26 protein-coding genes and 1 pseudogene are annotated in these 25,947 nt (G+C 60.7%); 16 read left to right on the top strand and 11 right to left on the bottom strand.

Annotated elements, in window-relative coordinates:
- The first annotated feature begins 70 nt into the window (after positions 1-70).
- From EVS81_RS01480 to EVS81_RS01470, 3 genes are read left to right on the top strand one after another with little or no spacing between them, the layout of a single operon-like run.
- Entirely contained in the window at positions 71-1,078 is a 1,008-nt protein-coding gene (locus EVS81_RS01480; protein ID WP_130108819.1) for a nucleotidyltransferase domain-containing protein, read from the top strand.
- On the top strand, positions 1,075-2,544 hold the full coding sequence (locus EVS81_RS01475) for a ThiF family adenylyltransferase (RefSeq protein ID WP_130108818.1): 1,470 nt from the start codon (positions 1,075-1,077) through the stop codon (positions 2,542-2,544). The genes EVS81_RS01480 and EVS81_RS01475 overlap by 4 nt, the downstream gene beginning before the upstream one ends.
- Positions 2,541-4,310, top strand: a complete 1,770-nt coding sequence (locus tag EVS81_RS01470) for an SAVED domain-containing protein (protein WP_130108817.1) — start codon at positions 2,541-2,543, stop codon at positions 4,308-4,310. Before EVS81_RS01475 ends, EVS81_RS01470 begins: the two co-directional genes overlap by 4 nt.
- Before the next feature lie 646 nt (positions 4,311-4,956).
- On the opposite strand, the gene EVS81_RS01460 is transcribed toward EVS81_RS01470, so the two are convergent.
- On the bottom strand, positions 4,957-5,526 hold the full coding sequence (locus tag EVS81_RS01460) for a hypothetical protein (RefSeq protein ID WP_130108816.1): 570 nt from the start codon (positions 5,524-5,526) through the stop codon (positions 4,957-4,959).
- Between the two features lie 77 nt (positions 5,527-5,603).
- On the opposite strand from EVS81_RS01460, the gene EVS81_RS01455 reads away from it, so the two are divergent.
- Positions 5,604-6,338, top strand: coding sequence for an NYN domain-containing protein (locus EVS81_RS01455; RefSeq protein WP_130108815.1), 735 nt, complete (start codon positions 5,604-5,606; stop codon positions 6,336-6,338).
- Positions 6,339-6,641: 303 nt separating this feature from the next.
- Here EVS81_RS01455 and EVS81_RS16230 read toward each other — a convergent pair whose 3' ends face one another.
- Positions 6,642-6,755 carry a hypothetical protein gene (locus EVS81_RS16230; RefSeq protein WP_083775112.1) on the bottom strand — a complete coding sequence of 38 codons (114 nt, stop codon included), beginning with the start codon at positions 6,753-6,755 and terminating at the stop codon, positions 6,642-6,644.
- 269 nt (positions 6,756-7,024) lie between these two features.
- Here EVS81_RS16230 and EVS81_RS01445 point away from each other — a divergent pair, with 269 nt between their 5' ends.
- The 9 genes from EVS81_RS01445 (at position 7,025) to EVS81_RS01405 (ending at position 17,290) form a co-directional block, all read left to right on the top strand.
- Positions 7,025-7,261: a heavy-metal-associated domain-containing protein gene (locus EVS81_RS01445; RefSeq protein ID WP_130108814.1), complete on the top strand. Its 237-nt coding sequence runs from the start codon at positions 7,025-7,027 to the stop codon at positions 7,259-7,261.
- A gap of 51 nt (positions 7,262-7,312) precedes the next feature.
- Positions 7,313-9,352, top strand: a complete 2,040-nt coding sequence (locus tag EVS81_RS01440; RefSeq protein WP_130108813.1) for a heavy metal translocating P-type ATPase — start codon at positions 7,313-7,315, stop codon at positions 9,350-9,352.
- Positions 9,353-9,367: 15 nt separating this feature from the next.
- The gene (locus tag EVS81_RS01435) at positions 9,368-9,799 is read left to right on the top strand and encodes a cupin domain-containing protein (protein WP_130108812.1); all 432 of its coding nucleotides are present in this window, start codon (positions 9,368-9,370) and stop codon (positions 9,797-9,799) included.
- A 35-nt stretch (positions 9,800-9,834) separates the two neighbouring features.
- The gene (locus EVS81_RS01430) at positions 9,835-10,740 is read left to right on the top strand and encodes an NADP-dependent oxidoreductase (RefSeq protein ID WP_130108811.1); all 906 of its coding nucleotides are present in this window, start codon (positions 9,835-9,837) and stop codon (positions 10,738-10,740) included.
- On the top strand, positions 10,737-11,405 hold the full coding sequence (locus tag EVS81_RS01425) for a class I SAM-dependent methyltransferase (RefSeq protein WP_130108810.1): 669 nt from the start codon (positions 10,737-10,739) through the stop codon (positions 11,403-11,405). Before EVS81_RS01430 ends, EVS81_RS01425 begins: the two co-directional genes overlap by 4 nt.
- A 68-nt stretch (positions 11,406-11,473) precedes the next feature.
- On the top strand, positions 11,474-12,202 hold the full coding sequence (locus tag EVS81_RS01420; RefSeq protein WP_130108809.1) for a Crp/Fnr family transcriptional regulator: 729 nt from the start codon (positions 11,474-11,476) through the stop codon (positions 12,200-12,202).
- A gap of 58 nt (positions 12,203-12,260) precedes the next feature.
- Complete coding sequence (locus EVS81_RS01415; protein ID WP_130108808.1) at positions 12,261-14,120, top strand: heavy metal translocating P-type ATPase; 1,860 nt, start codon at positions 12,261-12,263, stop codon at positions 14,118-14,120.
- A 153-nt stretch (positions 14,121-14,273) separates the two neighbouring features.
- Positions 14,274-14,846: a TetR/AcrR family transcriptional regulator gene (locus EVS81_RS01410; protein WP_130108807.1), complete on the top strand. Its 573-nt coding sequence runs from the start codon at positions 14,274-14,276 to the stop codon at positions 14,844-14,846.
- A gap of 65 nt (positions 14,847-14,911) precedes the next feature.
- The gene (locus tag EVS81_RS01405; protein WP_130108806.1) at positions 14,912-17,290 is read left to right on the top strand and encodes an MMPL family transporter; all 2,379 of its coding nucleotides are present in this window, start codon (positions 14,912-14,914) and stop codon (positions 17,288-17,290) included.
- A gap of 217 nt (positions 17,291-17,507) precedes the next feature.
- On the opposite strand, the pseudogene EVS81_RS01400 reads toward EVS81_RS01405, so the two are convergent.
- Positions 17,508-18,248, bottom strand: a pseudogene (locus EVS81_RS01400) (P-type ATPase actuator domain-containing protein); the annotation flags it as partial.
- Positions 18,249-18,314: 66 nt separating this feature from the next.
- Here EVS81_RS01400 and EVS81_RS01395 point away from each other — a divergent pair.
- Complete coding sequence (locus tag EVS81_RS01395) at positions 18,315-19,118, top strand: ADP-ribosylglycohydrolase family protein (RefSeq protein ID WP_130111224.1); 804 nt, start codon at positions 18,315-18,317, stop codon at positions 19,116-19,118.
- Positions 19,119-19,268: 150 nt separating this feature from the next.
- Here the strand turns inward: EVS81_RS01395 and EVS81_RS01390 are convergent, their stop codons facing one another.
- The 7 genes from EVS81_RS01390 to EVS81_RS15985 all read right to left on the bottom strand — a co-directional run bounded on the left by EVS81_RS01390 (position 19,269) and on the right by EVS81_RS15985 (position 23,984).
- Positions 19,269-19,814 (bottom strand): hypothetical protein, encoded by a 546-nt coding sequence (locus tag EVS81_RS01390; protein ID WP_130108805.1) that lies wholly within the window; start codon positions 19,812-19,814, stop codon positions 19,269-19,271.
- A 100-nt stretch (positions 19,815-19,914) separates the two neighbouring features.
- Positions 19,915-20,283 carry a rhodanese-like domain-containing protein gene (locus EVS81_RS01385; protein ID WP_130108804.1) on the bottom strand — a complete coding sequence of 123 codons (369 nt, stop codon included), beginning with the start codon at positions 20,281-20,283 and terminating at the stop codon, positions 19,915-19,917.
- Between the two features lie 62 nt (positions 20,284-20,345).
- Positions 20,346-20,852, bottom strand: coding sequence for a DUF4395 domain-containing protein (locus tag EVS81_RS01380; RefSeq protein WP_240739912.1), 507 nt, complete (start codon positions 20,850-20,852; stop codon positions 20,346-20,348).
- A 110-nt stretch (positions 20,853-20,962) separates the two neighbouring features.
- A complete protein-coding gene (locus EVS81_RS01375; RefSeq protein ID WP_130108803.1) occupies positions 20,963-21,754 on the bottom strand; it encodes a sulfite exporter TauE/SafE family protein in 792 nt (263 codons plus the stop codon).
- Between the two features lie 25 nt (positions 21,755-21,779).
- Positions 21,780-23,204, bottom strand: a complete 1,425-nt coding sequence (locus EVS81_RS01370; RefSeq protein ID WP_130108802.1) for an MBL fold metallo-hydrolase — start codon at positions 23,202-23,204, stop codon at positions 21,780-21,782.
- Positions 23,205-23,399: 195 nt separating this feature from the next.
- Positions 23,400-23,774, bottom strand: coding sequence for a thioredoxin (trxA, locus tag EVS81_RS01365; RefSeq protein WP_130108801.1), 375 nt, complete (start codon positions 23,772-23,774; stop codon positions 23,400-23,402).
- A gap of 24 nt (positions 23,775-23,798) precedes the next feature.
- Positions 23,799-23,984 (bottom strand): hypothetical protein, encoded by a 186-nt coding sequence (locus EVS81_RS15985; protein WP_130108800.1) that lies wholly within the window; start codon positions 23,982-23,984, stop codon positions 23,799-23,801.
- 124 nt (positions 23,985-24,108) lie between these two features.
- Here EVS81_RS15985 and EVS81_RS01355 point away from each other — a divergent pair, with 124 nt between their 5' ends.
- Positions 24,109-24,405 carry a metal-sensitive transcriptional regulator gene (locus tag EVS81_RS01355; RefSeq protein WP_130108799.1) on the top strand — a complete coding sequence of 99 codons (297 nt, stop codon included), beginning with the start codon at positions 24,109-24,111 and terminating at the stop codon, positions 24,403-24,405.
- 164 nt (positions 24,406-24,569) lie between these two features.
- On the top strand, positions 24,570-24,752 hold the full coding sequence (locus EVS81_RS01350) for a hypothetical protein (RefSeq protein ID WP_130108798.1): 183 nt from the start codon (positions 24,570-24,572) through the stop codon (positions 24,750-24,752).
- Between the two features lie 34 nt (positions 24,753-24,786).
- Here EVS81_RS01350 and EVS81_RS01345 read toward each other — a convergent pair.
- Positions 24,787-25,943, bottom strand: a protein-coding gene (locus EVS81_RS01345) for an IS3 family transposase (protein WP_130108797.1) whose coding sequence is annotated in 2 segments (ribosomal slippage) — positions 24,787-25,667 and positions 25,667-25,943 — 1,158 coding nt in all. Because the reading frame shifts where the segments join, the coding sequence is not laid out codon by codon here.
- Positions 25,944-25,947 lie beyond the last annotated feature (4 nt).

Below are 25,947 nucleotides of genomic sequence, written 5' to 3'. Positions count from 1 at the left end.
CGCGTCCCAATGTCGGTGGCCCCTGCCACAATGAGTCTTACCACCGCGTTACGACTAGATCGAGGTTCAAATGGCACGTCTTATTCAGCAGTTCAAAGATGCGCTGAGCTCAATCGAGCCTGGCGACGACAAGGCCAACGCGCCTGAAGCGCACAAGGTCGTGCGGGCCGCGCTGCTGTCGGATTCGAAACTCACAGATTACGGTGCAGATCCTGTTCTGATTGGCTCGTACAAGCGCAACGTATCGATCAAGCGGATCAAGGATGTCGATGTGTTCGTCCGGCTTCCGGAGATTCCTAACGATGTGACGTCCCAGCAGGTCCTCGACCGGTTCTTCCGTGTGCTGCACGACGAGTTCGGTTCCGACGACGACGGGCAGCGGCGCACGAAGAGGCAGGATCGTAGTCTGCAGGTCAGTTTCCCGGAGTTTGACCTATATGTCGATGCGGTTCCTGCCCGCCCGCACTCTGACGGGGAGACATGGGAGATTCCGCAACGCGGTGACAAAGACCAGTGGGTGCAGACGAATCCCGAGCAGCTGACTGCGCTGTCGAGCGAGATGAACGCTGCCCACGACGGCTACTACGTTCCAATCGTGAAACTGATCCGACAGACGCGTCGGTCACTACTTGGTAAGTCGAAGCCTGGTGGATTCTTCTTCGAGATTGCGACGTACCAGGCATTCGCCTCGGGCGCAGTTACCGGCACCGATCACGCGTCGTACTTCGCGTCGGCACTCGATGAAGTAAGCCGAATCGTCACAGACTTCGTCAACTACGGCATCGATCTGCAGGACCCCACCGTCGCAGGAAACATCATCCGCATCCGCGCTTCCGACGATGAGCTTACTTCAGCACGCAACCAGTTCGCCGCAGCTGCCAGCACAGCGAAAGCCGCTCTTAATGAGGAAGATGAGGGGAAGGCCGCGCTGGCCTTCCGCGGCCTTCTCGGGAAGAACGGAGACGACGAAGACGTGTTTCCGATGCCGCCCGGGTTCAATGAGGACGGGACCAAGAAAGCGAGCGCTGTATCTGCAGGCGCTCGACTCGTACCGGCAGGCAGCAGGACGTTCGGTTGAGCAACGATCGTTGGGACGAGTTCGTCGCCTACGCTCGGCTGCATTTTGAGGAGGGGCTTATCCGTGCAGGCTTCAGGACAGGACCGGTGGGATGGTCGGGGTTGATCAATCACGGGCAAGGCTCGACCCGTGTGATTATCACGTTGCCCTCCCGCTTCCCGTTTAGACCGCCGCGTGTTGTTCCTGAGGAAGAGGAGAACGTCGGCTGGTCTTGGCATCGTGAACGGGACGGTGCTCTGTGCCTCGTAGCCGAGGACGATCATGATGACCTCTGGTGGACTGACAGCACCGCGTTCCTGAATCACGTTTCGGCTTGGCTTGAAGAAGCGGATGCTGGGTGGCCGAATGATCGTCCAGATCTCGACCTGGAGCGCTATTTCGAGCCGTCCCGCGACCACCGTGTTTATCTCTACGACGAAATCAAGGACCATGTGAATACGTTCGTGCGTTTCAAGCCAGCCAAGAACGACACCATGATCATGTTGCGTGGGACGCGGATTCCAAAGGCCCGCAAGAGTCACAAGGACCGGTATGGCTACGTCGTTGAACTCGGGGACATCGATACTCCGCCTCGTAGTTGGGATGACCTTGAGAAGCGCCTGCCGGAAGAACTGTCGATCGACCGCAAGATTCGAGATGGCTCCATCTCCGTAGTGATGGTTACCTACCGGCGCGGTGCTTCTCTGGGAGTGCTGGCACTGGACCTGTCTGTCGACGCGGAGCAGTCGATTGCGGCGGGTGCCCTCACTTCAGCGTCTACGGGTCCAGAAGCCCGTAACGTGCGTGCCGGAATCCTTGCCCCGTCGCTCGGTAACAGCAAGATCGCGATTGTCGGTCTCGGCGCAATCGGGTCATTCGTAGCAGACGCACTCGTTCGTTCTGGCGCACGCAACCTGACTCTCATCGACCCTGACATCATTCTGCCGGGGAACCTCGTTCGGCACCTGGTCGATCCGAGCTGTGTGGGGCTCTCCAAGGTCGAAGCAGTGCGAAGGTACTTGATGGAGCGATACGGCGCTCAGAACCTCACGTTGGAGCCCGTTGCGCAGCGGCTGGACAATGGTGCCGACGCCTTTGACCTGATCGATGCACATGACCTCGTCATCAACGCGAGTGCCGATTTCGCCACGACAGCACTACTACGTGTCGCCGCTGAGTCGCAAGAGCAACACGTATTGTCCGTCGCTCTTCGGGATCAGGGAGTGACTTTTCGAATCGATGTATTGCCGCCGCTAACTGAGGTCGAGGCCACACCGGCACTCGTCGTTCCCACTACACAGGAGGAGGTCGCCGAGCTGTTCGAGCCCGGATGTGGGAGCCCCATCTCACCGGCACCTCCCCACGCGGTGATGGAGGCTGCGGCTGCAGCGGTGCGGCATGCCATCGGGATTCTTTCCGGCCGTCCGATTGACGACGCTGGTGAGACTCGAAGCGTTGCGCCTCAAGGAGAGACTCACGAATCATGACCTCAACCAGAAAACTTATTCACATTGAGCTGTCCCGTGACGCACATGAGACGATTGCATCTTCGACGGCTAAGGCTCTGCCGAATGAAACTGGTGGCATCCTCCTCGGCTACCGTGTTGGCTCAGACTTCACCGTCACGGCAGCCCTCGTAGTCGAAGGGAAGCGCACGAGTACCTCGTTCGTGCGCGACGACGTCGAAGCGAACCGTCTGCTGGCTGAGTTCTTTGAGGAGCGCGCTCCGACCGACCCGGTTGGGTACATCGGCGAGTGGCACAGTCACCCCGCAGCCGTTGGGCCGAGTTCACAAGACATTAGTTCCATTCGCGGCATCGCTAAACAGCATGCAGACCCACTGATTCTTCTTGTGTACTCCGTTGGGACTCCCTGGAATTATTCGGGGCAGGTAGCCAGGCGCCGTCCACTAATACAGCCCAAGACAACGCCCGCTGATGTCTCCTACCCACCGTCGCGATTCCCAGCACTCGAGTTGCTTCCAGAAGGTGCGGTTCGTGGCGATGGTCCTGTGTTTATCTCTTACCGGCAAAGTGATGGCACGAAGCTTGCCGACTCGTTCGAGGAGCTGGCACGTGCAGCAGGATTAGTCGTGTGGCGCGATCACACAGATCTGCGCGGTGGGACGACGACAGATCGTCTCGAACGCGCTCTCACCCAGGGGCTGTCAGGTGCAGTTCTTATCACGACCCCTGACATCGCAGACAGCGAGATTGTTCGCGAACGCGAACTCCCTCGGCTCCTCGAGCTGGACCAGGCAAGCGAATTCTCGCTATGCATAGCCAATGCCATCCCTCGAGCGGCAGACGAAACGAAGTGCGATTACGAAGCACCAGACCATCTACTTCGCTTGGCACCTAGACGAGTGCTTGCAGACAAGAAGCAGACCAACGTATTTCAAGCGGATGGCAAGCTCAAGATCATCAGGGACCTCGTTATGCACCGGATCGAGGAGCGAAAGCCGACAATCAGCCAGGAAGGACGCCCCTTCACAATCAAGATCCAAACGAGGCCCGCAAGCTATGCGATCGACGCGGGAACAGAGGATCTGCACATCCGCGTGCAAGCCCCTGAAAACGGGCGTCTACCGCAGCACAAGGGACTGATGCTCCTCCAACAGACTTTTGGTCTCCTCGGGGACGCGGTCCACGCTTCGGGTGCACAGAAGATTGCCGTATCTGGTGGAGCCCACCTATCTGTGGCGCTTGCACTCGGGGCAGCGCTACCGTCGACAGAGTTCCATGAGCTCGAGGTCCTCGACGCCAGCGGCCAGACCTGGCACTCATCTAGCGGCGAGGGTGGAGAGGTCCCGCAGATCCGCACCGAGACGCTACTTCAGTCGGATTCGCCTAGCGCCAAGTCCCGAGTGGCAGTCTTTGTGACGTTGTCTCCGCAAGTTGATCACGCTGCGTTCCAAAATTTGATCGAGCACGGGCCCGGCTTCGACATTGCCGTCGCGTTGAGTGCCGGTGACAGACACATCGACCCGTCGGTAGCGGGATGCTTCAGCAGAGCTCTCATGTCGAAGGTTCGCGAGGTCGCTTCTGCGTTCGGGCGGTCGGAGGTCCACCTCGCCTACCACGGTCCGTACGGGCTCGGAGTGTTGCTCGGGCGTTACCTGAACACCTTGCGCACCGTCGTTTACGAATGGGCTGGCGACCTAAGTGGCGACAACCGGTACGTACCGGTCATGACTCTCGAGCCTGGAGTCGGCGGAGGGCCCATCGTCGAGGTGAACCTCACCGACTCGTGACATCTGATCCTCGGACTCCTCAGAAAGCTGCTCGGTGGTGCGACGGCGAGTGAGCTGCGGAATCTCCTGGTAGCGCTCCAATGTCCTCCGGATCGAGTCGCGGCTGGCTCCGATCGAGCGAGAGATCCCTCGAAGCGATTCGCCCTGCCGAAACAGTCGAACGGCCTCGGCTGCCTCCCCTCCGTGGAGCCCAGCCGATCGCCTCACGACGCCGTTGTCGGTGAGGTTGCGAGAGACGGTGGCGCGGTGCACCTCGTATTTGACGGCAAGATCGGTGACGGTCGCGCCGCCGAGGTAGTCGTCGACGAGCTGGTCCACCTGGGCGGCACTCAGAAAGGTTTGAGGTTTCCCGATCCTCCTCACGCAAGGCCCTCGCACGTCCTGAATCGGGGTGCTTTCGGCCCGCTGAGACACCCGGTATACCCCTCTTTTCCAGCGAGAAATCAACGACTCTAGCTTCGGTTTGGGGTTTGAGAACTGTCTACGCAGGGACCCGGGCCCCTGCCCCCGATTTCTGTTTCGGGGGCAGGGGATTTTTCATAAAACCCCAGATCACACCCATTTTGTGTCAATGGTACGCAATGGTAACCGAGGTGTTCGGCCCGGGTTTGAAAAGATTCCATTGGTGGTACGCAATGGTGAAGGTTCAAACCTTTCCAGGTTTGAGATTGCGTGTCAGGGTCGCGTGCGAGACTCCGAGCTGGCGTGCGGTCGCCCGCAAGCTTGCGCCGCCCGCGATAGCGGATCGGGCTGCCTCCAACTGTGCTGGGCTCAGGAGCTTCACCCTCGCTCGAAGGTTGACGCCGACTTCCTTGAGGCGCTTCCTCACGGTCTGAACATGCATGCCATGTTTCTGGGCAAGCTCCATTTGGGTGAGCCCGTTTGCGTAGTCGACCACGAGCGCGAGCAGAGCCTGCAACTCGCGTTCATTCATTTGAAGAGTGATGGCTTCGGGTGGGGGATTGATCGAAGTCTTTGTGCTTGAATCTGGTCGCGGAGTGATCGGAGTCTTCGTGCTGGCTCGCACTTCAGTCGTTACTGGCAGCTGTTCTTTGGGTTTTTCAGTCGAGGCGGTGGCGTCGAGTTCGTGATTTGCTTTCAGATTCGCCATCAACTGGGTGAATGCCGGAGTCGGGTGCAGCAAGGCATCAACCAAATCACGTACTTTGTCCAGCGACTCCTCTGATCTGATTGGCGGTTTGGCGTCGATGTTCATGTGTGCATGGTCACAGCGAGCCGCACTGGAGGGCTCACCTTTTCTTGATGTCGGTCGTATGACCTACCCTCGCAGGTATGAGAGTCGGCATTTACATCGATGGGTACAACCTCTATTACGGAGGCCGTGGCATCTGCGGTCGCTCTACGCCGGGCTGGCGATGGCTGGACCTGCGGGGCCTCGCCGGCGATCTTGTCGCAGACCACTCCCGGTGGGTAGATCCCGTGATTGAAAACGTCACATATTGCACGGCCAGGATCAGCGGAGCGAGCAACCCCAGTGGCCAACGCGAGCAGGATGTTTATCTCAGGGCGTTAGAACATTCAGGGTCGGCATCCACGATCAGCTTCGGCAACTACGTCTCTCGCGTTGCGACCGCACCATTGGCCGTTGCCGGCTGCAACGGTAAACCAGTGATCTCGCATCCGCAGTGGCCACTCATGGTGCAGGACGGTGCTGAGAACGACGTACCAGGGGCTCGGTTCATGGCGTCGGTGGCGCGACGCGAAGAGAAGGGCTCTGACGTCAACGTTGCCTCACATTTGTTGATCGATGTGTTGACCGGCGTAGTCGATGCCGCGGTGGTCATTTCGAATGACAGCGACCTTGCATTCCCGATCAGCTTCGTAAGGGAACGCGTGCCGGTCGGCTTGATTAATCCGACGAAAGGCTACCGTGCGGGAAAGCTTGCCGGTCATCCGACGGACGGCGTAGGCAATCACTGGTGGTATCAGCTGCAGCCTGCTGATTGGTACGAACACCAACTTCCGCTGATGATCGGCAGCCGAATCTCGAAGCCACCTGAGTGGTGATCCATGCTAATCTGGTCTCACACCACCCGGCCCCTCAGGGGCCGGGTTTTTCTGTGAACGGCGACTGGTGAAACATGGCGTCAACAAGAAACCGCCAGGATTCGCAGTTCGTAATTCAGTCGACGCTCGCCTGTAGCTGCCGACAAGCCCACTCCCAGTCGATACGTGCCTTTCAGGTAGTGGTCATGCACCTGCGTGGCATCAGCTGCGGATTTGTGTGCGTCGAGCACGGCCTGTACCTGGTACCAGACTTCTTTGGGCACAATTGAATTGGCCTGGCTCTTGTTCCGACCGGTTTCCCTGTCAGCCGGTCGGTGACAGAAGCGTCTCGGTTTCAGCGTAGTACGCCTGTTCGACCTCGATCGGAGTACGCATATCGAGTTCCCCGTGGAGCCGCTCATGGTTCCACCACCACACGTATTCGAGGGTCGCAAGCTCGACCTGCTCGACCGTCCGCCAGGGCCTTGCTGACGGATCAGTTCGGTCTTGTAGACCTTCATGGCGCCCAGCAGATCAACCAAGAAGCGACTCACGGCACCCAAGTAGCTGGTGAGCCACAGAGAGGAGCTCCGAGCGCGACTTGATCTAGGTCAAGGCTGAGGCTCTGTCAACACAATAGTCTGGGTCGTGAAGGCCAGGAACCTCCTGGTCGATCCCCGTTTCGGGGTGAAGCGAAAGGACTCATCATGGCGAACGCTACTGACACCACCCACACTCTGCTGCGCGCCGAGGGTTTCTCGTGCCCGTCGTGCGTGACCAAGATCGAGAAGCAGGTCGGCAAGCTCGATGGCGTCGAGAACGTGACGGTGCACTTCGCCTCGGGTCGCGTTGAGATCGACCACGATGAGACAAGAAGTTCCGTCGACGATCTCATTGCTGCTGTCGATAAGGCCGGCTATAAGTCGAAGACCTCCGCGTTCTAGCCAAACGGCTCCTCACGCACGAAGTTCACCAATTCGAAAGGCGGCACATTCGTGAACGCGTTCCGTAAGTGGCGGTATGGCAACTGGTTCATTCCCGTTGTCTCGGGCCTCCTCATTCTCGTGTCGTTCGGCGTCGAAAAGCTCTTCGGCGGCAGCTGGAACGTCACGGTCGGTCCGCAATGGTGGATCGACGCTGGCGAACACGCCCACGGTTCTGGTCATGTGTTTACCCTTGCGAACGCGTTCATGCTCGCCGCAGCAATTGTCGCGGGGTACGGAATCGTCGTGAAGGCCGTCCGGGCACTGCTCGTAAAGTTCATCAGTATCGACCTGCTCGTATCGATTGCAGCGATCGGCGCGACACTCATCGGCAACTTCTGGGAAGCTGCCGCCGTGACGTTCCTCTTCGCGATCGGTCACGCACTCGAAGCCGGCACGATGAACAAGACCCGTGCAGCGCTCGCTGAGTTGGTCGCGGTGGCCCCCGACGTTGCAGTCGTGATGCGCGACGGTGAGCAGGTCGAGATCGCCGCACATCAGGTGCGCATGGGCGAGATCGTGCTCGTAAAGAACGGAGCGAAAGTTCCCGTCGACGGGCAGGTCGTGTCAGGCACCGGAGCGATCGACGAGGCATCGATCACGGGTGAGTCGATCCCGGTCGAAAAGACGAAGTCAGATCACGTGTTTGCGGGCACGATCTCGCGGGGCGGATTCCTACAGGTCATGGCGACCGGCATCGGAGCCGACACGACGCTCGCGCGCATCATTCACCGTGTCGAAGAAGCGCAGGATGCGAAAGCGAAAACGCAGGCATTCATCGACCGATTCTCGAAGTGGTACACGCCCGCGGTGATGGTACTCGCGCTTGCGGCGGGCCTCATCTCTGGTGACGTAGTGCTCGGCCTCACGTTGCTCGTGATCGGTTGCCCGGGCGCGCTCGTCATCTCGATTCCCGTGGCGATCGTAGCGGGAATCGGCCGCTCGGCCCGCAACGGGATTCTCATCAAGGGCGGCGAGTACCTCGAAACCTCGGCCAAGATCTCGGCCGTCGCAGTCGATAAGACGGGGACTCTCACCGAGGGCCGCCCGGTACTCACCGACATCGTTGTGCTCAATCCTGAAGCGGATCGGCGCGAGGTGATTCGCTGGGCAGCCGCCGCAGAAGCAGGGTCTGAGCACCCACTTGCCCGCCCGATCCTCGACACCGCACGAGAAGAAGGAGTGGCCCCCGAGGGCCTTCCGGGATCGGTCACACCGGTCGTGGGCAAGGGGATCGTGGCCGACGCTCACGGCAAGCGGGTACTCATCGGTAACGTGCCGCTGCTCGAACAGTACGGGATCGTGAACGACGCGGGGGCGGCTGTGGCTGCGAACAAACTGGCGGCGGCAGGCAAGACCCCGATGATTGTCGCGGTCGATGAGAGCGTGCTTGGCGTAATCGGTGTCGCAGATACGATCCGCGAGGATGCCCCCGAGATGATCAGGCGCTTGCACGCTGGCGGGGTGCAGAAGGTGGTGATGCTCACCGGAGATACGCGCCTTGTCGCCGAAGCCATCGGTGAGGCGGTCGGTATCGATGAGATCCATGCTTCGTTGCTACCCGAGGACAAGCTCGACGCTGTCGCGCGGTTGCAGCGCGAGGGGCACACGGTCGCGATGGTGGGCGACGGCGTGAACGACGCCCCGGCCCTCGCGACCGCCGACATTGGTGTTGCCATGGGTGCAGCGGGCTCAGCGGTGGCCGTGGAGACGGCAGACATTGCCCTGATGGGCGACAACCTCTTGAAACTGCCCGAAGCAATCAGCCTCGCCAAACGCACCGTGAACGTCATGCGCCAGAACATCTGGATCGCGCTCATCACCGTTGTCGTGCTGCTCGTCGGGGTCTTCGCAGGGGGTGTCACGATGGCTATCGGCATGCTCGTGCACGAGGGATCGGTGCTCATCGTAATCCTCAACGCGATGCGCCTGCTGCGCAACACCCAAGGAGCCACTGCGTTGTCGAGGAGTGAACGCGCCCGAGCCGCACATGAAACAGGCCGCCCGGTCGAACCAGCCACGGCCCAGAGTTCATCCGAACTTCCATCTTAGGAAAGGACCACACACATGAGTGAGAACCAGTTCAGCGTCGGCGAGAAGGCGACGCACTTCATCATCGACGAGGTCGCGAAAGCAAACACGAATTTTCGTCAGGTGCTCTGGACGGGAAAGCATTCCCAACTCGTTGCGATGACGATTCCGGTGGGCGGGGAGATCGGCGACGAGGTGCATGACACCACCGACCAGTTGCTGAGTTTTGTGTCGGGCAGCGGAGAGGCCGACCTTGACGGCGAGACGCACACCGTTGATGCTGGCGACCTTTGCGCTGTCCCGGCCGGTACTCGCCACAACTTCCGCAACACTGGCGATGAGCCTTTGGTGCTCTACACCGTCTATTCACCTCCGGAGCACGCAATTGACGCGGAGTATGCCACGAAGGAACTCGATGATGCGGCAGAGGCTTCGGGTGAAGACGCTCCGCCACAGGCAACCACGTAAGTGTCACTCACCTGGAGAACGAGGAGAAGTCAATAATGTCGAAAGCGCTGGTCTTCGCCGCCTATGGCGGCCCCGAGACGCAGGAATTCGTTGAACGCCCCGCTCCGGCGCCTGGGCCTGGAGAGCTCGCGATCGAAGTGAAAGCGGCCGGGGTGAACCCTGCTGACTGGAAGATCCGTGCGGGGCAGATGGGCTCCCACTGGCCGCTTCCCGCACCGATGGGCCGAGAGGCCTCCGGTGTCGTCACCGCCGTAGGCGCAGAGGTCGAGAACTTCGCTGTCGGTGACATGGTGCTCGGCCTCGCGGCCAAAGGACAGGGAACGTTCGCGAAGCACACGGTGTTGGATGCGGCACAAACCGTCCAGAAGCCCGAAGAGCTTTCCTTTGCTGACGCTGCAGCACTGCCTGTCGCAGGGGCGACTGCGTATGACGTGACGCATCAGATCGAGCTGGAACCTGGTCAGACGATGCTGATTCTTGGCGCCGGAGGTGGGGTCGGGCTGATGGCGGCGCAGATCGGCAATGTGCACAAGTTCACGGTCATCGGTGTGGCCAGTGCAGCGAAGCAGGAACTGGTGGAGTCGACCGGTGCGACGTTCGTTGCCTCCGGGGAGGGTGCGGCTGGCCGGGTGCGTGCCATCGCGCCGGAGGGTGTTGATGTGCTCATCGACCTGGTCGGTGGGCAGGCGCTTCGTGATCTCGCGGTCGTCGCCAAAGACCCGAGCGTCATCATCAGTACCGCAGACCCGACCACCGTGCAGCAACTCGGTGGCGTAGCGGTGGTGCGCACGCGTGAAGGGCTCGAGAAGATCACCGGCGTCGCCCAGTACGGTCTCGTCGACCCGCAGGTGACGGACCGATACAGTCTCGATCGGGCTGCGGAAGCCGTCGCCATGGTGGAGGCCGGGCACACTGCCGGCAAAGTGATCATCGAACCATGACCCAGCGGCCTGAGGCACCGACGGACGCCGTATTCACAGCAGCACGGACGTCTGATCCTGTGGCCTCAATACACCGGGTGGCCGATGCATACGGGTCGCCTGAGGTTGATATCGAGGGCATTCTCGGCGCCGAGATCTCACCGGATGACCCTGACCGTGCGGTCATCGAGCCGTGGGCCGCGGCAGTCGATGGCCCCATTCTCGATGTCGGCGCGGGTACCGGGCGTTGGACCGGTCACCTCGCACGCCTCGGACACACGGTGGAAGGGCTCGAGCCATCGGATCGCCTCATCACGATTGCCCGAGCCAGACATCTCGCGGTTGTGTTCCATCACGATTCCATCGACGATCTCGCCCGTTGCGAGACCCGCTGGGGCGGGATCCTCGCCTGGTATTCGACCATTCACATGAGCTCAGAAGAGCTTCTACACGCGCTCGCAACACTGCGCACTCGGCTGGGTGACGGCGGATCGCTGCTGATGTCCTTTTTCGCGGGGCCGCGGCTAGAGGCATTCGACCATCCGATCGCCGCCGCATACCGGTGGCCGATGAACAAAATGGTCGAAGCCCTCACCCACGCCGGGTTCGAGGTGATCGGGCAGCGCTCGAACCCGCGGACGCCACACGCGTACATCACTGCACGCGCCACCCCTGGCTTCAGCTGAAGCGCGTGTGTTGTGCCACGAGTTGCCATACTAGAAGGGAAGGGAAGGGAAGGGAAGGGAAGGGAAGGATGCCGTTGGCTGTTTCAACCGATGTGGATGCTGATCCAGCAAATGATCTCTGCGTGGCCCGTGTACCACTGTTTCAAGGGCTCACACATGCGCAGCAAGTGGAAGTTGCGGGATTTGCACGTACCGTCCGATTAGACGCTGTCGAGCAGGCGTATACAGCAGGCTCGGACATGTCGCAGTTGATGGTGGTGCACACCGGTCAGGTGAAGATCGCTCGCACAAGTGCGGCTGGGCACGAGCAGGTGATCCGGGTCCTCGGGCCGGGCGACTTCATCGGAGAATCCGCGTTTCTCACCGGCACGAGACCCGATCACGCAGCAGAAGCGCTCGTGTATACCGAACTGTGCGTGTTCCATCATGCCGATCTCGGGCGTCTCGTCGAGAAGCATCCGAGCATCGGGCTGCGCATGCTGCAAGGAGTGAGTCAGCGCTTGGATGATACTGAGGCGCGACTGGCTTCTGTCATCTTGGGAAACCTGAGCTCTCGTCTCGCCGATTACCTGCTCTCGCTCCCTGCGACGCCAGGGCCGCGAGGAGCCATCGACGTGACGCTGCCGCTCGCAAAGAAGGACATCGCTTCGCTCCTGTCCACGACACCAGAGTCCCTCAGTCGGCAACTTCGCAAACTCACCGACACCGGGGTGATCTCACAACAGGAACAGGGGCGGATCACGATCACTGATGTGACCGCGCTCACCGCACTCTCAACCCACTCGAAGAGAGACTGAGAACAGCACCGTGCCAGCCCAGACCATCGCCCCACGTACCTCGGAAGCGTCACACGCAATGTCATCGACGGTGGAATTTCTTCGCAACCGCAAGCTCATGATGTTCGTGCTCGTCGGTTTGGCGACCGGGGTTATGCTCTGGCTGACCGGCGCAGAGATGGCTCTCGGGGTCACCGCATACTTGGTGCTCGGTATCGTGATCGTGATCACCGCGATCGACATGTTCAAAGATCTGATGCGCGGGCATTGGGGGCTCGACATTCTTGCGGTCATCGCCATGATCGCGACACTCGCCGTACAGGAGTATGTCGCGGGGCTCATCATCGCGTTGATGCTCACCGGAGGGGAAGCACTCGAAGACCTCGCCGCTCGCCGCGCGAGCCGAGAACTCGACCAACTGTTGAACCGAGCCCCAGCATTCGCGGGTCGAATTCACCCGGTAACAGGTGAGGTCGAACGCATCGCGATCGAAGAGGTGAAAGTCGGCGACGAACTGCTGGTGCGCTCCTCAGAGATCCTCCCCGTCGACGGGGTGCTCCTATCGGATCACGCGACGATTGATGAATCATCCGTGACCGGTGAACCGATCCCGGTGAACTACCACGCGGGCGACCCACTGCTTTCTGGAACGGTCAACAGCACGACGAGCTTCACGATGCGCGCGCAGAAGGTGGCAGCCGATTCGAACTACGCCTCGATCGTACGGTTGGTCGAGGAGGCCGTGGACTCCCGGGCACCGATGGTGCGACTCGCCGACCGTTATGCGGTGCCGTTCACCATTGTGTCATTGCTGATTGCGGGCTTCGCGTGGTTTCTCAGCGGGGACCCGGTGCGATTTGCCGAGGTGCTCGTCGTGGCGACGCCGTGCCCGCTGCTCATCGCCACCCCGGTCGCGTTTATGGGCGGGATGAGCTCCGCGGCAAAGCTCAACGTCATCATCAAAGACGGTGGCGTGTTAGAGGTTCTCGCCCGGGTCCGTGTAGTCGCATTCGACAAGACCGGCACCTTGACCGAAGGTAAAGCCGACGTCGTCGAGATTCACCCTGCTGCTCGCACCGTAGACGAGACGCTGCAGCTCGCGGCCGCCGCCGAGCAGTACTCCGTGCACGTGTTCGCCGATCCGATCGTGGCATCGGCACGCACACAGCAACTTGAGCTTCCCGAAGTGGTGACGGCCGACGAGGTGGCAACAAACGGTGTCCTCGCCTCCCTGGCAGACGGCACTTCGGTGCGAGTGGGCAAGCCCTCATTTATCGAAGAGGTGACCGGGCCGATCGATCGACCCGTACTCTCAGCTGGGGAGACGGCTGTTTACGTATCGGTCGGTGACGAGCTCGCCGGAGTGATCATCTTGTCCGACCCGATTCGTGAGCAGTCTGCAGACACGGTGTCCCGTCTTCGCCGAGCAGGCGTAGTCGAGATCGCGATGGTGACCGGTGATATCACGTCGACCGCGGAGTCTGTCGCACACGCGGTCGACATTCAGACGGTGCACGCTGAGACCACTCCCCAGACCAAGGTGCGGATTGTGCAGGCGATGCGGCCGAGACCCGTACTCATGGTCGGCGATGGGATCAATGATGCCCCGGTGCTGGCGGCCGCCGACGTCGGTGTTGCGATGGCGGGCAGGGGTGCAACGGTCGCGAGCGAGTCAGCAGCGGCGGTGATCACCTCGAACGACATCGCGCGAGTGGCAGATGTGGCCTATGTCTCGCGGCGCACGGTGCAGATCGCCCGGCAGTCGATCTGGATGGGCATCATCATCTCAGTCGGTTTGATGCTCGTCGCCGCATTCGGCTATTTGCCGGCGGTGGTGGGAGCGCTGCTGCAAGAGATTGTTGACCTTGTGGCCATTCTGTCGGCGCTCCGCGCGCTCCGAGCGCACACGGGAACGAAGCGAGACCGCGTCAGACGATAGCGTCGGCGATTTCAGTGACACGAAATGCCCGACGCGAGCGCGTTCCAGCTGCCTGACCATCACCTCGGTAGTTTCATTCACACTTACAGGATGGCGATAGTTGCCCAACGGGCATATTTGCCCATTGGGCAATTATGTGATTAAGATGTGATCATGACAGAACCTAGCCACCGCGATTGGAAGCGCCAACAGACCTCGCATGCGCTCGCGCGCGCAGCATTCGAGCTGACACGTGAGCACGGGCTTGAGGGCTACACGATTGATGATGTCGTGGGGCGGGCCGGTGTGTCACGTCGAACCTTTGCGAACTACTTCTCGAATAAGGAGGAAGCGGTTACGGCGCTCGCGCTCGAGCAGCTGCACCAGGGAATTTCCTCGATGCCCGAGCTGCCCGCCGACACTGCGTTGTTGGACTGGGTGAAGGGCCTTGCGATTCATCAGCTCTCCGGGGGCCTGTTGGACCTTCTCTTCCAGCTTCGAGACCTTGCGGAGGCGGATCCGGCACTGCGACCGTACCTGGAGAGCGTGCACGCTCAGATTCGCCGCACCGCACAACACGTTGTCGGAGAGCGCGCAGGGAATTCGGTCTCGAAACTCACGTCACACATTATTGTCGGTGCCGCGTATGGGGCACTGAGTTCTCTCATCGATGGGGCAGTGTCGCCGCCGAGTTCGCCCGGCGAGTTCGTCGAGAAGGTCTTCTCGAGACTCAAGTCCGGTCTCTGATTTTTTCATCTTGAGCGTGATCTGTTGCTGCTCGCGCTGCTTTCCCCTGCCAGAAAGGCTTTTCGATGTCAATATTCCTGTACCGTTTGGGGCGCTTCTCCTACCGGCGCCCGTGGGTGTTTCTGATCACCTGGTTCCTCATTCTCGGGAGCGTCATCACGTTGGCGATCACGGGCGGGGTGAAGATCAGTTCTGCGATCACGATCGATGGGACAGAGAGTCAAGCCGTCATCGAAGAGCTTCGTTCTGAGTTTCCTGACACCGCTGGCGGGCAGGGCACGATCGTGTTCACGAGCCCGTCTGGTGAGCGAGTCGACGAGGGGGCGAGCGCAGAAGCGATCCGCTCGTCACTCACGGCCATCTCGGCCAACGAGTTCGTGGTGGAGCGCAGCACAGAGGATCTCGCAGCAGTCATGCCGAAACCTGAGGACGCCACCGGTCCGATAGCGCCTGGTGATGCGCCACAACCACCCGAGCAGATGCAAGGTCATGCCGGGCAACAGGTCTCCCCAGCTGAGCAAGAAATGATGATGCAGCAGGCTCTCCGGCAGCAGGGAATGCTCGCCCCCGGTGTGCTCATCTCTGACGACGGAACTGTGGCGCTCATGCAGATCCAGTTCTCTCTGCAAGTCGAAGACCTTCCTGCAGGTGTGATCGACGACGTGGTCACTACTGCGACACAACACGCCGAAGAAGTCGGAATCATGGCTCTGCCGACCGAGTCTCTGAAACCTCACGAACCTCCTCTGGGCGGGCATGAAGCGTTGGGGTTGTTGGTGGCAGGTCTTGTGCTCTTCCTCACCCTGGGTTCACTCCGGGCTGCAGGCCTGCCACTTGTTACCGGGGTGCTCGGTGTCGCGGTCGGTCTGGGTGGCGCATTCGCCCTGTCGAACACCGTTGAACTCACCAGTGCGACACCGGTGCTTGCGCTCATGATCGGGCTCGCCGTCGGCCTCGACTATGCCCTCTTCATCGTCAACCGGCAACGGCACCTCATTCTCCGCGAAGGGCTTTCTGCAGCGGAGGCAGCCGGTCGAGCATTAGGGACCGCTGGTAGTGCGGTAGCTTTCGCAGGTCTCATCGTGGTCATCGCTCTCGGCGGGTTGACGCTGATCGGGATATCTTTTCTCACCACCATGGCACTCGTGGCTGCGGCAACTGTGCTTCTGGCGGTACTCATCGCGCTCACCCTGCTCCCGTCCCTGTTGGGAATCGTCGGTGAACGAATTCTCAGCCCGCGGGCACGGCAGAGACAGCAGCAGCGCAGTTACGTACAACGTCACGGTTTCGCCCACACATTCGCCTCCGGCGTGGTGAAGGGGCGGTGGGCCGTCATCATCGGCGTTGTCGCACTCCTGGGGGTCGCCGCCATCCCTATGACTCAGATGTCTCTCGGCATGCCCAATGGATCCACCGCAAATCTCGAAACGACCGAGCGGCTGGCATCCGACGCCGTCACCCGGGGTTTCGGTGAGGGCTACAACGCACCGCTCATCACCGTTATTCATGCACCAGACGGAGAACACTTCGACGCCACCGAACTCCCTGCCATTGCCGAATCACTCGAACGCGGTGAGTCTGTCGAGACAGTTAGGCCCATGGGGCTTTCTCCCGACGACACGCTCGCACTCTTCACCGTCATCCCTACTGAAGGAGCCGATGCTGAGTCAACAACCACGCTCGTGCACACGTTGCGCGCAGATTCCGGTGATCTCACCGGAATCGCCGGAACAACCATTGGTGTCACAGGTCTCACTGCGATCAATCTCGATATTTCCGAGAAACTCGCGAGCGTGCTCCCGCTCTACATCACCATCATCGTCATCCTCTCGTTGCTGGTGCTGCTCGTGGTCTTCCGTTCGATCCTGATCCCGATTAAAGCAACCGTGGGGTTCTTGCTGACCATTGGCGCGACGTTCGGGATCATGACCGCGATCTTCCAGTGGGGATGGCTGAAAGACCTCGTCGGCATCGACACGGCTGGCCCGATCCTCAGTTTCCTTCCCATCATGGTCACTGGCATCTTGTATGGCCTTGCCATGGACTACGAGATGTTCCTTGTCAGTTCTATGCGTGAAGCCCACGTGCACGGGCACCAGGGAGCCCAAGCCGTCATCCGCGGGTTCGAACAGTCCAGTCGTGTCGTGGTTGCTGCCGCCGCGATTATGGTCTCAGTGTTTGCCGGGTTCATCTTCAGCGAAGACAGCATGGTGAAACAATTTGGGTTAGCGCTGGCTGTCGGAATATTGATTGATGCGTTCTTGATCCGCATGACACTCGTCCCAGCCCTCATGGCAACACTTGGACGCGCAGCATGGTGGACACCGAAATGGCTCGACAAGATCCTCCCGAACCTGGATATCGAAGGTGACCGCCTCACGGACTACCTTCGCACACAGCGAGGTCTCACCCGAACGCACAGGGCCGAACAATCAAATGGATAACACACCCTCGCACGGCTGACATGCCGTGAGCATCCAGCCCACCAGGCGATTTTTCTACGCTGCCAACACCGCGAAGGAAGCACTAGCCCAAGAAGACACCGAAACTTCACCATACGTCGGGCAGTTCTCACCGATAATTGCCAGGACCCAGACCATGCATGAAGCGATTGAGCCGATCGCTTTCGACTACGTGAAGTTCATCATTGTCCGTGCTGGCAGTGCGCTGTTGTTTAGTGAGTATCGATTCATCCATGGCCGCACTTCCGTCAACAATCATGCCGTCGGCCGGCACGCTGCCGCCCGGGCGCACGATCACGAGATCATCAACGCGCAACTCCGCCGGGCTCACCGTGACGGCCGTTTCACCCTCGACCCGCTCGGCTTCGTCGGGCAAAAGCGCAGCGAGGGAGTCGAGCGCAGAAGTGGTCTGGGCGAGCGAACGCATCTCGATCCAGTGCCCGAGCAGCATAATGACCACCAGCAGCGCGAGTTCCCACCAGAATTCGAGCTCGTGATGCAACAGCCCGAGTGGTGCGCCCCACGATGCGAGGAAGGCCACGGTGATGCCCAGGGCGATCAGCAGCATCATGCCCGGTTTGCGGGCCTTGATTTCGCTCACCGTGCCCGTCAAGAATGGGGAGCCGCCCCAGACATACATCACGGTGCCGATAACAGGTGCGATCCAGGTGGCCCAGCCTGGTACTGAATGGCCGAGGATCATGGCAAACATTGGCGAGAACGCGACGACTGGCACCGCGAGCACGAGATTCACCCAGAACAGGCGCCGAAACTGTGCCACATGATCGCCGTGGCCGCCGTGACCGCAGTGGCCCATATGGCCAGCGTGACCACCGTGATCCTCGTGCCCAGTGCGCTCGTGGTGCTCGTGGTGCTCGTGGTGCTCGTGGCCACTGTGAGGCCCGTGGTCGTGCCCGTGGCCCGAGTGTGGCTTCGTCATGGGTGTCTCCTCTCGGCTGGGCGACCGGGCCCGGTGTGCTAGGTGTACTTCCCCGACACGCAGCTCATGCGCGAGCCCGATGGGTCAAAAGATGGCTGGTGGATCAACCAGAAGTGGCTCTATGTCAGGCGCGCCCCTGGCAACACCTGCATATCAGCGTTAATGGATGCGCGATGCGGCGAACGGAAGATCTCGCAATACGGTGGCCAGGCTGAGAATGATTCGAAAGGCTGCGGCGGGGTCATGCGCAGTGCACCATTCGGGCTGTTGCCACCGAGCTCTGACGACGCCTTCGGGTGGCAGTTCGATAGCGCGGCGCAAGCGGCATCCTTTACGCACGGTCATCCGACTGCCCAGCTCGCTTCGGGTGCACTCGCCGCGCTTATTGGTGCGATAGTTCTGGGGCAAGAACTTGACGAGGCGGTAAACACAATGATGCGACATCTACACTGTCGCGAACACCATGAAGAGACTACGCGAGTGCTTCAGCAGGCGATCGATTTGGCGACTGAACCACCCAGCGTTGCGGTGTTGGAGTCGTTGGGTGGCGGGTGGGTAGCTGATGAAGCGTTAGGCATCGCTGTCTACGCAGCGCTGCAGTGCCCCGAGCCAGAGAACATACTCAAGGCGCTCCCGCTCGCGGTCACCCACTCAGGTGATTCTGATTCGACGGGTGCGCTCTGTGGCAACATCCTTGGTGCGCTGCATGGAGAAGAATCGTTGCCGCCGCAGCTGGTGTTTGAGGTTGAAGGTCGGGGCACCATCCTCGAACTTACAGATGACTTTGTCTACGAGTTCACTCGCGGGCATGAACTGCAGGGCGAATACGGCCTGTACACACGCTGGACCACACGGTATCCCGGTTGGTGAGCGCATGGCTCGAACCTCCCAGACATTCGCGTTGACCGCATGAGGATTCGCACGGCTTCTCGGCTGCGGAGGTAACGAAACTGCACGCATCGGGGCCTCGGGATGCTTCAGGATCTCGAAAGTACAAAGGCTGCCGGGAGCCTCCGTGCTCTATTCGACGATACGAGTACCCTCGAACGTCATTGCCTCATGAGTTTCGCCCTCGAGTGTTACCGTCACAAATCCAGAAATCTGGTGCCTCTTGTCATCTTGCGTTGACCAATCGACCTGCATCGGCATCTCTTTCTCTGTGTCAGCAGCTGCGGTGCAGGTTGCAGAGGCTAGCTCCTCGTCGTAATCGCAGTTCCAGAGCGCATCATCGCTCGTGAGAATCGTGAGTGTGGTGAGGCTCGTCTTCGTAATGTCGAAAACTCCGTCTGCCGGTGGCGCACCCCAGATGTAGTCCTGGACAGTCACTTCGTAACGACCGGTGACGACATCAATCGGGGTGACATACCCACCGCTTGCCCTATCGCCCAACGAGATGCCGCCGCCGACACGACCATCAGCGGTGGTTCTCATGCACCCCGAAAGTCCTGCGATGGCGACGCATGCAACGAGCAACCCGACGGCTGCGCGGAGAAAAGGAAGGTTCTGCGTAGTTATCCTTTGTGGTGCGAGTGTGAAGGAGGAAAGAGCCGATTCGACATCACTCACACCGTATTACAGTTTTCGGCCGCAAGCATGGGTATGCACACACGCGGCTCACCGCGTAGGTGCCTGCTGAAGACCAGATTTCAACCCGTGTCAGAGAGCCTTAACGGATGATTGCGACGCCGGTCGCCTGGGCTGCCTGCTCGAGGGAGCCGAGATTCGTGAGGTTGGTGAAACCTGCCTGTTCCATGAGCGTGATCGCCTGGCCGGCGCGGTTACCAGAGCGGCAGTAGACGAGGTACTCGGCCTCAGGGTCGAGGGTTGGGATCGCCTTGGCAACCTCACCGCTGTTGAAGTCGAGCAACTGTGAGCCTTCGAGGTGACCTGCGGCGTGTTCGTCGGCGGTGCGCACATCGAGGATGATCGTGTTTGCGCCGACCTCCACGGAGCCTGCGACGGGCCCTGCCGAGCAAGCAGTCAGGCCAAGCATTAGTGCGGATGCGGCGAGGGGGAGGAGGATGATGCGACGCATGATGCGGTCCTTTCGTGACGGGTGAGGGTGGTGAGCGAAGCACTGGGGTGACTGTTCGGCGATTAGAAATGTTTGCGGGATTGGGTGAATGCGGTGACGACAGGATCTTCCGCGTGATAATCGCAGGTGCCGCCGGGACAATACATAGGTGGTTGTTTACCGAACCGCTTCTGTAATACACACCCGACGCAGATGCCGAACGCGGTCTCGAGAAAGAGCAGGATGAGGCACACGCTGCAGAGCGCGAGGGTGACCCAGAGCGGGGCGGCGAAAAGTCCCATGCTGGCACAGGAGACCGCGGCCAAGGCGAACCCGAGCCACCAGGCGAATTCCTTCTGTGAGGCTCCCACCCACTCGGGCCGCTGGCGGCTGACGACCAGGCGGCCGAGGACCAGGGTGGGGGACCAGCGGTCGCCGGCCACGACGCGGAGCAGCATGTCGAGCATGAAGAACATGCCGAATGGCTGGAGAGGCTGCATGGACTCAGTGAAGAAAGCGGTCGCGAACGCGGCACCGCCGAGTAGGAAGAGGATGCCCGCTGCCGCCCGAACCGCGCGCTCGTTGATCACCGGAACCGCGTAGCCGGGCACGATCGTGCCGATGCGGGGTCGCGCTGTCTGTGCGGAAGGGGGTGCGGGTGCCACAACGGCCTTTCTGGTGAGACGGGGCCAGTTGGAGATCAGGCGCCGGTGAGGGAGGTGATGAGTGGGGGGAGTTCTTGCACGAGCACGAACGCGCCCATCACGAGCACGAAGATGCCGAACCCCTTGCGGAGTGCGCGTTCGGGCACTCGGCCAGCGAGGGCGACGCCCGCGAACGAGCCCGCGAACGCGGTCGCGGTGAACGCGAGCACGATCGGCCAGTTCAGCTGCACCGAGAAGAGGTAGCCGCCGAGTCCGGCGAATGACTTCATCGTGATGACCAGCAGTGAGGTGCCAACGGCGATGGCCATGGGGAGGCCACCGAGCAGGTTCAAGGCCGGCACGATGAGGAACCCGCCGCCCGCGCCGACAAGGCCGGTGGCGATGCCGACCAGGAACCCGTCGAGCAGGATGCGTACGAGCGCGGGTGTGTGCTCGGCAGCCGAGCTTTTCGCGGCCTGGTTTTTTCTACCGCGGATCATCGCGGTCGCCGTGACGATCATCATGACCGCGAACAAGACCATCAGGATCGCGCCCGGGATCAACCCACCGAGAATGCCGCCCGCGAACGCCCCGGCCATGCCCGCGACGCCGAAGAGCAGCCCGGCCTTCCAGCGCACCCTCCCCGCTTTGGCGTGCCCAATCATGCTGACGGCGCTGGTCGCGCCCACGATGAAGAGGGACGCGGCGATCGCTTCGCGCGGCGGCATGCCCAGCACGTACGTGAGGATCGGGACGGTAAGGATCGATCCGCCTCCACCGAGGAGCCCCAGGGAGACCCCAACCAGCGCCGCAAGGGCGAGCGCGATGATGATGAGTTGGGGTTCCACTGGGTGCTCCTCAGCGTGGCGATGGTTAAGCTGCTTCGATGACGGGCACGTTGCCGACCCGTGATACCCAGGCGGCGTAGCTGCCGTCGAGTTCTGCGATGTCGTACCCGGCGCGGCGCAGCGCGCTCGCGGCAACACTGTTGCGCACCCCGCTCTGGCAGTACGTCACGATCGTGCCGGCGCCGGGTGCGGGCAGCTGATCCAGGTGCCACATCACGCGGCCCCCAGAGAGCTGTACCGCGCCGGGCAGGTGGCCGTCAGCGTACTCGGTCTTGTTACGCACGTCGAGGAGTATCACACGGTCGAAACCATCGAGCTGTTCTGGCTGAACCAGTTTCGGGGTGACGAGATCGAGGCCCTCGAGTGTCGTGATGAACCCGTGTGTGGTGTCGATACCGACACGCACCAGGTGATCACGGAACTCCTCTGCATGCTCGCGTGATTCCGCGAGGAGCACCAGCGGGCGCTGCTCGAGGTCGGGATCTACGACCCACGCGCCGTAGCTTGCGGCCTTCTCTACGCCCGGAATGTTCAGCGATCGATCTACGGTTCCCTCGTGCACCAGCTGGTTGTTTCGGGTGTCAACGAAGATGACCCGGTCATCGGTGAGCGCCTGCGTGAGGTCTGCGGTGGTGTACTCGACAAGTTCTTGCACGTCACCAATGACGGCGGGGCCGATCTTGTTCTGCAGCTTCATGCGCGCGAAGTAGGCGTGTGCGTCGGGCTGCCCATTGAGGAGCTCGTCGACGAAGCCCTGCTCGTCGTTGTTCTTCAGGTATTTGCCCCACCACGAGAAGTTCCGCTCGTAGCCGACCGTGGTCACAGCGATTGCGCCAAGCGCCTTGCCGCACGCTGAACCCGATCCGTGTGCGGGAAGAACCTGCACGTAGTCGGGGAGGGTGAGGAAACGGTCGCGCAGACTCGCGAAGAGATCTTTCGCGCCCTTGAACCGGGTATCAACAAAGCCGGCTGCTTCGTCGAGGAGGTCAGGGCGGCCGAGGTCGCCGACGAATACGAAGTCACCGGTGAGCATGAAGCCTGGCTCGGGTGACTGTGCGCCGTCGGTAATGAGGAACGACATGTGCTCGGGCGTGTGGCCGGGGGTGTGCACCGCCTCGATCGTGATGTTGCCGAGGGTGATCTGGTGGCCGTGCTTCATGCGCACGGCGCTATCGAACGCGGCGGAGTAGGTCCAGTCGGGGCCGCCCTCGTCCGACACGTACATTTGCGCGCCGGTGTGTGCGGCGAGCTCGCGGGTGCCTGACAGGTAATCGGCGTGGATGTGAGTTTCGGTGACGGCGACGATCTTCATGCCATTTTTTGCGGCGAGATCGAGGTAGACGTCGAGGTCGCGGCGGGGGTCGACGACGATGGCCTCGCCCTTCGCCTGGCAACCGATGAAGTAGCTCGCCTGTGCGAGGTCTTCGTCGTAGATGCGCTCAAGCAGCATGATCAGTTCCTTCGTGGGTGGGGGTGGGTCAGGGAATTAGTGGCACTGGCAGCGGTCGGCCTCGGGAACGCCCCAGAGAGCTTCCTCGATATGGTTGCCGCAGCCAGCCCAGGTTGGCTTGCCGCAGTTCGAGCAAGTGGTACGTGCACACATGATGGTGTTCCTTTCTAAGGGTTGTGTTGGAGGGGGTGCGGGCTAGGCTGCAGGCTGTGATTCTCGTTCGGCGATCTGCCGGCGGACGTCATCCATGTCGAGGTCACGTGCGCCTTGAATGAGCTGCTCGAGCTGCGGTGCGGGGAGTGCTCCGGGCTGCGAGTAGACCATGATGCCATCACGGAAGACCATGAGCGTCGGGATCGAGGTGATCCTGAACTCGGCAGCCAGTTGCTGCTCCGCTTCTGTGTCAACCTTGCCGAACACGATGTCGGTGTGCTGCTCAGAGGCCCGCTCGAAGGTTGGGGCGAATGCTCGGCACGGGCCGCACCATGCCGCCCAGAAATCGACGAGCGCGATGCCGTCGCTGTTGACGAATTCTGGGAAATCGCTCAGGGTGAGATGTTTCGTAGCCATAATGTGAATCGTCCTTGCTCGTGTTTACTTACCGAAGAGGCGCGAAAAGAAACCGCCGCGTTCGGCTTTCGCCGCGTCGATCTGCGCTTGTGTGTGCCTTCCGCCGCACCACTGCGATGCGGGTACGGATTTCTTCACCATGTTGATGTGTTGGCCACATCCTGCCCAGGTGGTCTTTCCGCAGGTCTTGCAGGTGACTGCTCTACACATGTGGGCTCCCTTTGTCTTCCCGTATCAGCGGTGAAATACACCCCGGGGTATTCGTTTGGCTAAGATCAATATACCCTGGGGGGTATCGGGTTTGTCAAGTGAGTGTTGAAAAGGAAATTCTGGAATGAATGCTGAGCGAATTCATGGAGGCCAGTCAGAAGAGTCTCGTGCTGCCGCAAACCGCAAGATTGTCAACCGGCTACGGCGCGCACAGGGGCAGCTTGCGGCGGTGATTGCTACCGTTGAAGAGGATGCCCCTTGTCGAAACACGGTGCAGCAACTTGCGGCTGTCTCGAAGGCGGTGGACCGAGCCGGATATCTTTTGATCGCCAATGCGCTCACCGAGTGTCTGAGTCACCCGCAACCGCATGGCTCGGACGGACCTGAAGAGCTCGAGAAACTGTTCCTGACCCTGGCATAAGCGGCGCGGGTGCTGCGGTGCGTTCCAGCAGGGTTTCAGTATCCCGCGCATAGTCGTTGTCCGTGTAAGGGGGAGTGATGTTCATTGTCCAGGGAATATCGAACCCGGTGACTGCTTCGACCTGTGTTTAGTTCCGATCTTTCAACCAGGAAGATAGGAACATCATGCCCAAACCATACGACCCAGATTTCAAAGACCGAGCGTTGCGCATGCTCGCCGAAGCACTTCCCGAGCACGCCAGCCTCCACGCGGCGAGCAAACATATCGGTGGGCTCCTCGGGGTCTCTCCCGACACCCTCCGCGTCTGGCAAGGGTCTGATGTCGGTTTGATTGACTCGGTGACCTGACCTACAGTTTGGTTTCCAGTCTCGGTCGCTAGCTTCAGGCTGGTGTCAACTGTCTGGTGAGGGCGAGATCGAAGTCTGCGGGAGTTTGATAGCCCAACGATGAATGCCTTCGTTTGCGATTGTAGAACACCTCGATGTACTCGAATATCGCGTTCGCGAGCTCGATCCGCGTCGTCCATTTCTTTCGATTGAGCAGCTCGATCTGCATTGATGACCAAAACGATTCCATCATTGCGTTATCAAGCGCGTCACCGACGGTCCCGAACGATGGCAGAAGTCCTGCAGAACGAATCTTCTGGGTGAACGCCCATGACGTGAACTGGACCCCGTGGTCAGCGTGGACGATGCCGCCTGGGGATGGTGCTCTCGCGCGGAGCGCCATATCGAGGGCATTCACCACGAGTGTTGAATCCTGCTTGGAATCGATCGCCCAGCCAACGATCTTCCGGCTGCATGCGTCAAGCACTGCCGCACAGAACACCTTTCCTTCCCGCGTCGGATGCTCCGTAATATCCGTCACCCAGAGCTCGTTCGGCGACAGCCGGTGGAACTTGCGATGCACGAGATCATCAGCAGTAGCCACCCCTTTCAACCGTTTCACTCGAGTCGGACCAGGGAGTCCGTACATTCCACTCTTGGTCATCAGCACTGAGATCAGTCGACTCGAACAGGGGATCGCCATCCCGATGGTGAGCTCGGCATGGATGCGCCGGTATCCATAGGTTCCGCGCGAGGCAGTGTGGATTTCTCGAATCAAACCAGTGAGCCATTGCCTGCGCATCTGCGTAGCACTCGTGGGGCGTCTGCGGTAGCGGTAGTAGCCCTGTCTGGAGACGCCCAGGAGTCGGCAGCAGGTCTCGACGGGTGCCCCGGCGTCGACGAGACGGTCGATCACCGGGTGAGCCCTTTTGGGTTAACGCGTTCCTCCTCAGAGAGCCATTTTGAGGCTCGTTTCACGATCTCTAGCTCTTGCTCAAGCTGCCTGATTCGGCCTCGTGCCGCTCGCAGCTCAGCGTCTTCGCTGGTAGATCTGCCTTTACGGCGACCGTTATCGATATCGTCTTGACGGAGCCAGGAATGGAGGGTGACCTCGTGGATGCCGAGATCGGCGGCGGTTTGCTTGACCGGTCGGCCATCGCGGACGAGCGCGATCGCACGTTCACGGAACTCTGGTGGGTAGGGGCGTGGCATGTGG

The sequence above is a fragment of the Leucobacter triazinivorans genome, from assembly GCF_004208635.1.
GTDB lineage: Bacteria > Actinomycetota > Actinomycetes > Actinomycetales > Microbacteriaceae > Leucobacter > Leucobacter triazinivorans.
Note: the sequence above shows the minus strand (reverse complement) of the source record. Positions and strands in the feature narration are given on the sequence as shown.